Origin of the sequence: Anabaena sp. CCY 9402-a (assembly GCF_963920945.1) — a bacterium.
In the GTDB taxonomy this organism is placed as follows: Bacteria; Cyanobacteriota; Cyanobacteriia; order Cyanobacteriales; family Nostocaceae; genus Trichormus; species Trichormus minutissimus.
This window is the reverse complement of sequence record NZ_CAWUDL010000001.1, coordinates 227023-236007: the sequence shown is the minus strand read 5'-3', so window position 1 is coordinate 236007 and position 8985 is coordinate 227023. Positions and strand designations below refer to the sequence as shown.

At 39.6% G+C, this 8985-nt stretch carries 8 protein-coding genes; 3 read left to right on the top strand and 5 right to left on the bottom strand.

Annotation, left to right across the window (positions count from 1 at the left end; all coding sequences use genetic code 11):
• Positions 1-55: 55 nt before the first annotated feature.
• Complete coding sequence (fraD, locus tag ACM0OR_RS01060; protein WP_414574660.1) at positions 56-1084, bottom strand: septal junction protein FraD; 1029 nt, start codon at positions 1082-1084, stop codon at positions 56-58.
• A 23-nt stretch (positions 1085-1107) separates the two neighbouring features.
• Entirely contained in the window at positions 1108-1668 is a 561-nt protein-coding gene (gene fraC, locus ACM0OR_RS01055; protein WP_414574659.1) for a filament integrity protein FraC, read from the bottom strand.
• 249 nt (positions 1669-1917) lie between these two features.
• On the opposite strand from fraC, the gene ACM0OR_RS01050 reads away from it, so the two are divergent.
• Positions 1918-3054: a cob(I)yrinic acid a,c-diamide adenosyltransferase gene (locus ACM0OR_RS01050; protein ID WP_190698993.1), complete on the top strand. Its 1137-nt coding sequence runs from the start codon at positions 1918-1920 to the stop codon at positions 3052-3054.
• A 327-nt stretch (positions 3055-3381) separates the two neighbouring features.
• Positions 3382-4302, top strand: a complete 921-nt coding sequence (locus ACM0OR_RS01045) for a TIGR01777 family oxidoreductase (RefSeq protein WP_414574665.1) — start codon at positions 3382-3384, stop codon at positions 4300-4302.
• 60 nt (positions 4303-4362) lie between these two features.
• Here the strand turns inward: ACM0OR_RS01045 and ACM0OR_RS01040 are convergent, their stop codons facing one another.
• The 3 genes from ACM0OR_RS01040 to ACM0OR_RS01030 all read right to left on the bottom strand — a co-directional run bounded on the left by ACM0OR_RS01040 (position 4363) and on the right by ACM0OR_RS01030 (position 5701).
• A complete protein-coding gene (locus ACM0OR_RS01040; protein ID WP_414574658.1) occupies positions 4363-4608 on the bottom strand; it encodes a hypothetical protein in 246 nt (81 codons plus the stop codon).
• Positions 4609-4823: 215 nt separating this feature from the next.
• On the bottom strand, positions 4824-5246 hold the full coding sequence (locus ACM0OR_RS01035; protein WP_190698999.1) for a tetratricopeptide repeat protein: 423 nt from the start codon (positions 5244-5246) through the stop codon (positions 4824-4826).
• Between the two features lie 98 nt (positions 5247-5344).
• Positions 5345-5701 carry a HesB/IscA family protein gene (locus ACM0OR_RS01030; protein ID WP_190699001.1) on the bottom strand — a complete coding sequence of 119 codons (357 nt, stop codon included), beginning with the start codon at positions 5699-5701 and terminating at the stop codon, positions 5345-5347.
• Positions 5702-6009: 308 nt separating this feature from the next.
• Between ACM0OR_RS01030 and ACM0OR_RS01025 the strand changes: the two genes are divergently transcribed.
• Positions 6010-7650 carry a DUF6930 domain-containing protein gene (locus tag ACM0OR_RS01025; protein WP_414574657.1) on the top strand — a complete coding sequence of 547 codons (1641 nt, stop codon included), beginning with the start codon at positions 6010-6012 and terminating at the stop codon, positions 7648-7650.
• Positions 7651-8985 lie beyond the last annotated feature (1335 nt).

Genomic DNA, 8985 nt, shown 5'->3' with positions numbered 1-8985 from the left:
TACTCATTACTCATTACTCATTACTCATTACTCATTACTCATTACTCATTACTCACTACTGCTGCGCTGGTGGTGCTGCTTTCCTAAGTGAGATAGTGCGATCGCAGTCAATTTCTGCGACTGCAATTTTATCTTCCGGGACACTACTATTTGTATTGCGATTTCTTGATGTTGCTAGTGGTTCAATTCGACACGATTTCTTTAAAAAATAACCTTTAGCACTAGAACTTGGGCCTACCCAAATACTCAGCAAATCTAATATATAACCAGATTTAGTATTAGTAACACGCGGCTCAATACGCCATAGTTCTTTTTCTCTCAATCCCAATGAATTGTTATCTACAATTTCTTTACCTAATTGTCCTACCCTCACATTTGCCTCTAGTAGCCATCTTTCAACTTGTGACCAAGATTTTCCTGATATTTCTTCTTCTACTAATGGTTGTAGTTGATTAAGTATCAAAACACCATTGGCGGGTACTTTTTCCGGTTCTTCCCTTGTAATTACAAAGGTACTATTTTGAAAATCATCTGCTAGTAAACTAGGATATTCCTGCAACCATTTATCAATTACAAAATAAAACTGTAGCCAGCAGCTAATAATCATACAACTACCGACCAAAATAATAATTTTTTGTCGAGCTTCTGGTTTAGGAATCTGAGCTTTAGAATCAACGTCACTACCTTCAATAAATTCGGGAATTGCTGTAATTAATGCTGCTATTGTTGGCCAAAGAACAATGGTCATTGGTGTTAACAAATTTTTTTGATTACCAAATGCAAAAACAGCAACTAAAAATCCGGTAATTACTGCACCTACGGGCATATATGTACCTGGAACTTTCAGAGGATCATCAGTTGTGTACCAAGCTGTTCCAGCAATTAAAAATAACCAGCCACAAAGGGCAATAATATCTCTGATGTAACCTCCAGCAAAAGAAGATATTGCACCAGAAAAAACACTTAAATAAATTAAGGTCTGCCAAGAATAAGCCTGCGGCGGAATTAATATTTTTTTAAGGCGTTCATAAACGTCTTCAAATATTTTAAATATCCCGAAAATATCTTTGAGCAAGGTGTTCATTTAGATACCTCTAGTTATAAAACTTATATTGATGGAGCAAATATTTTTAAAGTTCTTACCCATAGAATTAGTGTGATAGCAGTGTAGCTCAATGAATTTGCGATAATTGTAGTAGTAACTAAATTAGTATTTTGAAATTGAGCCTTACTGAGAAAGCTAAATTTCAACCGTGTAAGTATAGGTTTGTTTTCTTGATTTTTTCCTAAATCTTCACTTAATGAAAAGACCAAAAATCTTAAGAGGAAGAATTTCATTAAAAATGTCCCAAAGAAAATTGTGATAGTAGTGAAAACTAAAACGCCTTGGGTACTAGTGGACTTTAAAATATTAAACAAAACATAATTAATTAGCTCAGTTCTCAACTGAACTGGCAATCTAGGTTCTACGTAAAAGAATATCAACCAACCAAGAACACCAGAAAATAAATTGACTGCGATCGCATAAAAAACACTCGATTTTTTATCAAAATTTAACCTTCTGTGAAAAACGTAAGCTTCCAGAGGAATAGCAATCAAAAAAAACAAAAAATTAAACAAAATTACGCCAATGGGCAGAATTGTAGGGAGAACAATATCTTCAAACATACAGGTTCAAACTAAAAGTTAAACTGTAGAGAGTATGGCTGTAGTCATGAGACTGCTGAGGGCAATTATCTCACTGCTGCTGCGGCTTACTTCCTTGGTGTGCCAGTATACTCCAATTTATCGTTAATATACCCACAGATTTGAAAATGGGCATTGGGCATGGGAGTATCTACATCGATATTGGTCGAACTAGTATATTCAAGGGTGCGGGGTAGAAAAAATAATGACTAATGACTCTTAACTAAAAAGATGACGAGAAACGGTATCGGTATTCGCACAGCACAAGTACGTTCAGAACGGCTGACTGGCCAAATACACGTATATGATGGTGTGGGCAAAGGGAAATCCCAAGCAGCTTTAGGGGTGGTTTTGCGCTCGATTGGATTAGGAATCAACACACCGAATAATTCCAACCGAGTTTTACTGCTGCGGTTTTTAAAAGGGCCAGAACGGGATTATGACGAAGATGGAGCGATCGCTGCTTTACAGCGTGGGTTTCCCCATTTAATTGATCAAGTCCGCACTGGGAGAGCAGAATTTTTTGGCGTAGAAGAAATCACAGCCTTTGATCGCGCCGAAGCAGCAAGGGGTTGGGACGTAGCCAAAGGCGCGATCGCTTCTGGTTTATATTCCGTAGTCGTCTTGGATGAACTTAACCCCGTCCTCGATTTAGGCTTACTCTCAGTTGATGAAGTAGTGAGGACACTCAAAGCTAAACCCCAAGAGTTAGAAATCATCGCCACCGGACGCGCTGCGCCGCAACAATTACTAGATATTGCGGATTTACACTCAGAAATGAAACCGCAACACCATCCCACCGCCACACAATTATTGATGAATGGGATTGAAATTTATACAGGTGCAGGCAAAGGTAAATCTACCAGTGCTTTAGGCAAAGCCTTACAAGCCATAGGTAGAGGTATCAATCACCCAGGCTCAACTCGTGTATTAATTATGCAGTGGCTCAAAGGTGGTAGCGGCTATACAGAAGATGCAGCGATCGCCGCTTTGCGACAATCATATCCTGAAGTCGTCGATCATCAACGCTGTGGTCGAGATGCGATCGTCTGGCGCAATTCCCGGCAAGAATTGGACTATGTAGAAGCTGAACGGGGTTGGGAAATCGCCAAAATTGCGATCGCTTCTGGCTTATATAAAACCATCATTCTCGATGAACTAAATCCCACTGTAGATTTAGAATTGCTTCCCGTTGATCCCATTGTCCAAGCTTTACTCCGCAAACCCCGCGACACCGAAATTATTATTACTGGACGCTGCCAAAATCACCCCGCCTACTTTGATTTAGCCAGCATTCACTCTGAAGTTTATTGCCACAAACACTATGCTAACCACGGCGTAGAACTTAAACGAGGCGTAGATTTTTAGTTTAGTCAACAGTCATTAGCTTATAAACTATTGACTATGAACTGTTGACTCTTGACTTATGGAAAATCAAAACTTACTCGATTTGGTGATAGGAGGGCTAGGGATCGCTATTCTGGGCGGCGGGATGTTAATGATGTTCACAACAATATTCACCACCAAAAATAGATAATCCCGCAGCCAAGATGCTTCACATAAGATAATTTTCTAACGTAACGCCTGTAGAGACGTTGCAGTGCAACGTCTACTCAATACCCAATAGCCAATGAAGCAACATAAGCTAAAAATTTGCTAAAAAAATTTAAAATAAGGGTTTGGCTGAGGTGCATGATGAAAATAGCAATAACTGGCGCAACGGGATTTGTGGGCAGTCGTTTGGTAGAAAGACTCCAGCAACAAAGTCATCAAATATTGATATTAACGAGAAACACCACTTTTGCTCGCAAGGTGTTTCCAGCAGAAGTTTTTACTAATGTAGAGATTGTTGCCTACACACCTACTACATCTGGTGCTTGGCAAGATACCATTGCAGGCTGTGATGGCGTAGTTAACTTAGCCGGCGAACCAATAGCCGAGAAACGTTGGACACCAGAAGAAAAACAATCAATCCTCAATAGCCGCCAGTTAGGCACACAAAAAATCGTCGAGGCGATAGCCAAAGCTAACCCCAAGCCTAGTGTGTTAGTTAATGCTTCCGCTATTGGCTATTACGGCACTAGTGAAACTGCTACCTTTGATGAAAGTAGCCCATCTGGTAAAGATTTCCTGGCTAAAGTTTGCCAAGCGTGGGAAGCAGAAGCCCAAAAAGTGAAAGATGCTGGTGTCCGCTTAGTAATTCTGCGCTTTGGGATTGTCCTGGGATTGGGTGGGGCTTTAGGTAAAATGATCACCCCATTTAAACTGTTTGCTGGGGGGCCTATTGGTAGCGGTAGGCAGTGGTTTTCCTGGATTCACATAGACGATTTAGTAAGCTTGATTGTGCAAGCCCTTACAAAGCCAGACATGGAGGGTGTATATAACGCTACTGCCCCTAATCCTGTAAGGATGAATGATTTAAGCCAAACTATGGGTGAAGTGATGAATCGTCCCTCTTGGCTACCTGTCCCTGGATTTGCCTTGGAAGCACTGTTAGGAGATGGCGCGATCGTTGTGTTAGAAGGACAACAAGTTTTACCTAAACTTACTTTAGAGACTGGGTTTGAATATCAGTATCCTAAGTTACAACCAGCCTTGAAGGATATTTTGCATTAGAGTCAATAGTCCACAGTCAAAAGTTGAGGTGATATTTAACTGTTGACTAATGACTAATAACTATTGACTAGAAAGAAACGTCCGGGATACCCAACTAATCAAACCACTGAGAAGCGCACCCCCCATCAAGATACCAATGGCTGGGTTAAATACAGGTTGCCAAAGTTTGTGCCACAAATCTAAACCTAGGTTAACACCAGCTGCATCACCCATAACTGCGATCGCAAACCAAGCAAACCCAAAAAAAACTAAAAACACATCCGCAACTAAAATCAAGTTAAGCCAATTTAACAGTTTATCTTTCATAGGGGACTGGTAACTGGGGACTGGGGACTGGGGACTAGGAATATTAGATTTTGGATTTTAGATTATTCAATCCAAAATCCAAAATTGCAAATCCAAAATTGAAAAGCTGGGGACTGGGGACTGGGTACATAGAAGAAGAGAGCAGAGTGTCAAAGGGTAATACTTAATATGGGTATTCTCCCCTGCTCCCCTGCTCCCCTGCTTCTTCCTATTCTCTACTCACCTAAAACCCAGGCTTTGACTTTTGCCAAACTCTGCCAATCAGGTTTTCTGCTAAAACCATCTTCAATACTATTTTGAATTTCCTCCCGCCATTCTGGATTTACCAAAATTAATTGGTTGGCAACATCAATGTGTTGTCTGATACCTTTTTGGTTAGTTTCCAGCATAGCTACAGCGAGATTAACTCTCGCTTGGGGATCTTGAGGGTTTAACTTTACTGCTTTTTGGGCAGCCTTCAATGCCAAGGTGTATTTATCTTCTAGAAGATATAACCAAGCTAAACAAATCCATGCTGCACCTGTTTTCGGAGAGCGATCGCACACTTCTTTAAACACAGGGATTAAATCAGTAGCGGGTTCTCCGGCTTTATAACGAGACAAACCTGTATCAAACAGGGATTCTACTGTTTGAGTCATAGAAAATTAATCAATGGTCAATAGTCAATAGCTAATCATAGTCCTAAGTCAGCAGTCTATAGCCAAAAATTCTGCCAAACTGAACTATAGACTATGGACTAAACACCAAATGATTTGCCACAACCGCAGGTTTGATTAGCATTGGGGTTAGTGAATTGGAAACCACCACCAATCATGGCATCGCTGTAATCGAGCATTAAACCGTAAAGATATAATAAGCTCTTCTTGTCGCAAACTATCTTAAAGCCATCGTAATCAAATACTTCGTCCTGGGGAGTGATCTGGCTTTCTTGTTCAAAGTCCATCATATAAGACATTCCAGAGCAGCCACCTTGACGGACTCCTACTCGTAAGCATAAGTCTTGGCCTTGCTTATCCTGGAGGGATTTTACTTGGCGCAGAGCGGCTTGACTCAACTGTATGCCGCTTTGTTGAGATTGTGTTACTTGTGTCATCCGCTTTTCCGACTCCTTAAATTGTTGAGAATAGCCTATGAGTGATTGTCTAGCAATTTTTGTATATATTCTAGCGATAATGATGATGCTAATTACCAAAATGTAAACACTCCGTTAAAAGCAGCCAAAGGTTTTTATTCTAGAATTGAGAGACTCGGTATGTTGAGACATTGGGTATTTTTTAAAGATACATCCCTGTGACAACTTGAGTCGCCAATACCTTCAGGTAAAGCCAGGAAAATGTTATTCGTGGCTAGCCACTTCCCAAAGGTTACTTTTATATTGCTTCTTTTTGGTTAACTCGCTCTATGACAAGTTTTAATCGCTCTACCAGTCGTCGGCTGAAGAAATTAACGCAAATTCCTTCTGTGTGGGAGGGCGATCGCCGTCCGTTGTCATCACCAACCCAGCATTCCCACTCAGAGGACAAGGGCGAATGTATTCTTTGGGTGGATGGTTCACAAGGTATGGTTCGGGGAATGGATGTAATATCTCCAGACACTGGCCCAGAAGCGATCGTTCGCACCTTAATGCGGGCGATGGAACATCCCCACAGTCCGGCGAAACCCGCTAGACCCCAAAGAATTGTCGTTAAAGATCGCGAGATCCAGTTTTACCTGCGTGGCGTACTCCAAGATTTAGATATCGCCATTGACTATGCACCAGAATTACCTTTAATTGATGAACTATTTCGCGGATTTGCAGAAATTATCGACAATCAAACCCCTGATTTACCTCCACAGTATGCCCAAGCATTACACAATAAAGCATTTGCGATGTGGGAAGCAGCTCCTTGGGAATATTTGGAAGAGCAGCAAATCTTGTCTATAGAGATTAATAAATGGGATGTTGGCACACTCTACGCCTCAATCATGGGAATGTTGGGGATGGAGTATGGCATTTTGTTTTACCGTTCAGAAGATTCTCTCAAGCGATTTCGTGCCGCAGTTTTACAGGATGATGATTCTCAAGGGCATTTAGAAGAGGCTTTTCTCAAACAAGATTGTCTGTTTCTGACTTTTGATACTGAGGAGGAAGAAGAAGATAATGATGATGAATTTGAGGATTTAGCTGATTTAGCTCTATCAGAAATTACCCCGACCTTTGGCACTATACACCCACTAGAAGGGCTAAGATCGGTTTTATATGAAGAAGAAGCAATAGTTATCTTCTTAGCTTTAGAGAGTCTTTCCCGCTTTATTCGTGACCATCGTCATCAACTTTTTGCAGAAGAATTCCCTAGTCTGAGTCATCGCTATCGCATTTCTTTACCGGAAGCGAAGGAAGAAACTAAATCAGTATCTGTCACTGTCGCTACTATGCCAGAACTCGCCGCCGAATTAGAAGAAATGGCAGATTTAACTGCGTCAGAAGAAGAAATAGATGAGCTAGACTCAAGTGATTTTCGTTCGCTGCGAGATGACTTAATCCCAGAAGACTCTTTTCTCAGCTTGGGAGTCATCTCTTGGGAGATGCTGGAGTGTCTGCGAAAGGGAGTCACCTATCACCAAGCTGGTGAGATTAAACCTGTGGGTGATGGATTACCCGTAATTTTAATTCAAACTTCTCGCCCGAAAGCTAAAACTGTTATTGAAAGCATGGAAGCAGCTGGTGGTCTCAATGCTATTTGCTTTAATCCCGGTGCTGATCCTTTCGATGGCGATCGCTATGATTTAGGTTTATTACAAACACAAAATGGTGAATTATTTCTCTTCGGTGAATTTTTAGATGAAGACCCCATCCATGTAGAAGCTCGCCAAAAATGGAATCAACGCTGTAAGCAGACCAAAGGTTATTGTGGGCTAATTATTGCCAAAGGCTTAACAGGTGCTTCCCGTGGCAATCCGCAATTGCGAGATATGATGGCTCTATTTGAAGCGCGATCGCTCTCACCCAAAGATTTAGGTATTGGTACTCTCCAATTAATGCCCCAATTTCAATTGGAATAGCAATTGGGGTCATTAGCATCGATAGATTTCTAACTTATTTCCCTCATCTGCGATAGCGGCTATCTCTTCGGTAGCCGCTATCGCTTCTCTGTCATCATACCGATTTGCTAGAGAGTGCAAAGTGAAGAATACTTGTCACCCGTTAAGCCTTCTCCCAAACCCTCACTACCTGTCACCTGTTTTCTCCATTCACAGTCGATGTCATTACCTGGTGACTTCATCAAGTTTTCATAAACTCACCTATTTTCTAGTGATTTCTCATAACTAGGTGGGTAATTTAAAAGAGCAGATACTAATTTAGTAGACAGAGTAATTACTAATGTCAATATTTGGTTATTTTAGAAAAATAAAATTTGGATAGAAAATCAACAAAAAATGATGTTTTTAAATTACATATCTTATGAAGTAGATATAAGGTTAATTAGAAATTCAAACAAAACTATTGTATCTTTATGTTTTTCTTATAAAGTTCTGAAAACATACAAATTATCCCTTTAATAAAGTTTTTCTAAAGCACAAAAAACATGGCTATAATAGCCATACAGCAACTGCATAAAAAGCTGATGGATTAGTTTTCTAATTTATTGATTTAATAATGAACTCTAAGGCAGATATTTAACGCTATTTATAGATAACCCAAGACATTGAATAACCTTATCTTAATTGCAGAATTAACTGCAAATGATGGTTAAAAATTTACAACTAAATAGTTGGCAAACGCGAATATATTTTTGGTCGCGTTTGAAGAGTGTCAAGATGTCAATCTTACAAGCGAAATACTGATTAGATTAAATCATAAACCGAGCAGGAAAACTTATGAACAAATCAGCCAAAATGACAGGAACAAAATCAAAAAAAACTTATCATTATGACTTAAGCCGTAAAAATTTTCATCCAATTGGTGTATCTGCATCAAATAGTAGTTGATACTTTGAATTTTAATTCTAGAAAATGGGGAATTATGTAAACCATTCAGGTGTTGTTTCTTTTTTTAGAGCATTAAACTACTGAATCAAAATCATGTTTTGTCTTACTGCTAGTGACTCTGAGATTCTAAATCAATACTATAGCTGCTAACTTCAGGGCTAGAACTAATTGTCTAAACTTAGAATAAAATAACTCAGAACCATCAAGCAGTGACTCTACAATTAAAGATTCATGTATTAGAAATACATCCAGATTAGATCATACCAGCCATCTAAGTTATCTCTTGTTTGTCTCTAATTTGAAGGGATGAGTTATGGAATATATTTCTATGGCAATGTATCTATATCATTGGAGAGAATAGCAATTTCGCAACTTTTAATAAATCAAAACTCTGGAGAGATGAATTAT

Coding starts and splice junctions, on each gene's coding strand:
- ACM0OR_RS01030 (WP_190699001.1), bottom strand. CDS start 5,701: ATGACACAAGTAACACAATCTCAACAAAGCGGCATACAGTTGAGTCAA.
- ACM0OR_RS01050 (WP_190698993.1), top strand. CDS start 1,918: ATGACGAGAAACGGTATCGGTATTCGCACAGCACAAGTACGTTCAGAA.
- ACM0OR_RS01035 (WP_190698999.1), bottom strand. CDS start 5,246: ATGACTCAAACAGTAGAATCCCTGTTTGATACAGGTTTGTCTCGTTAT.
- fraC (WP_414574659.1), bottom strand. CDS start 1,668: ATGTTTGAAGATATTGTTCTCCCTACAATTCTGCCCATTGGCGTAATT.
- fraD (WP_414574660.1), bottom strand. CDS start 1,084: ATGAACACCTTGCTCAAAGATATTTTCGGGATATTTAAAATATTTGAA.
- ACM0OR_RS01045 (WP_414574665.1), top strand. CDS start 3,382: ATGAAAATAGCAATAACTGGCGCAACGGGATTTGTGGGCAGTCGTTTG.
- ACM0OR_RS01025 (WP_414574657.1), top strand. CDS start 6,010: ATGACAAGTTTTAATCGCTCTACCAGTCGTCGGCTGAAGAAATTAACG.
- ACM0OR_RS01040 (WP_414574658.1), bottom strand. CDS start 4,608: ATGAAAGATAAACTGTTAAATTGGCTTAACTTGATTTTAGTTGCGGAT.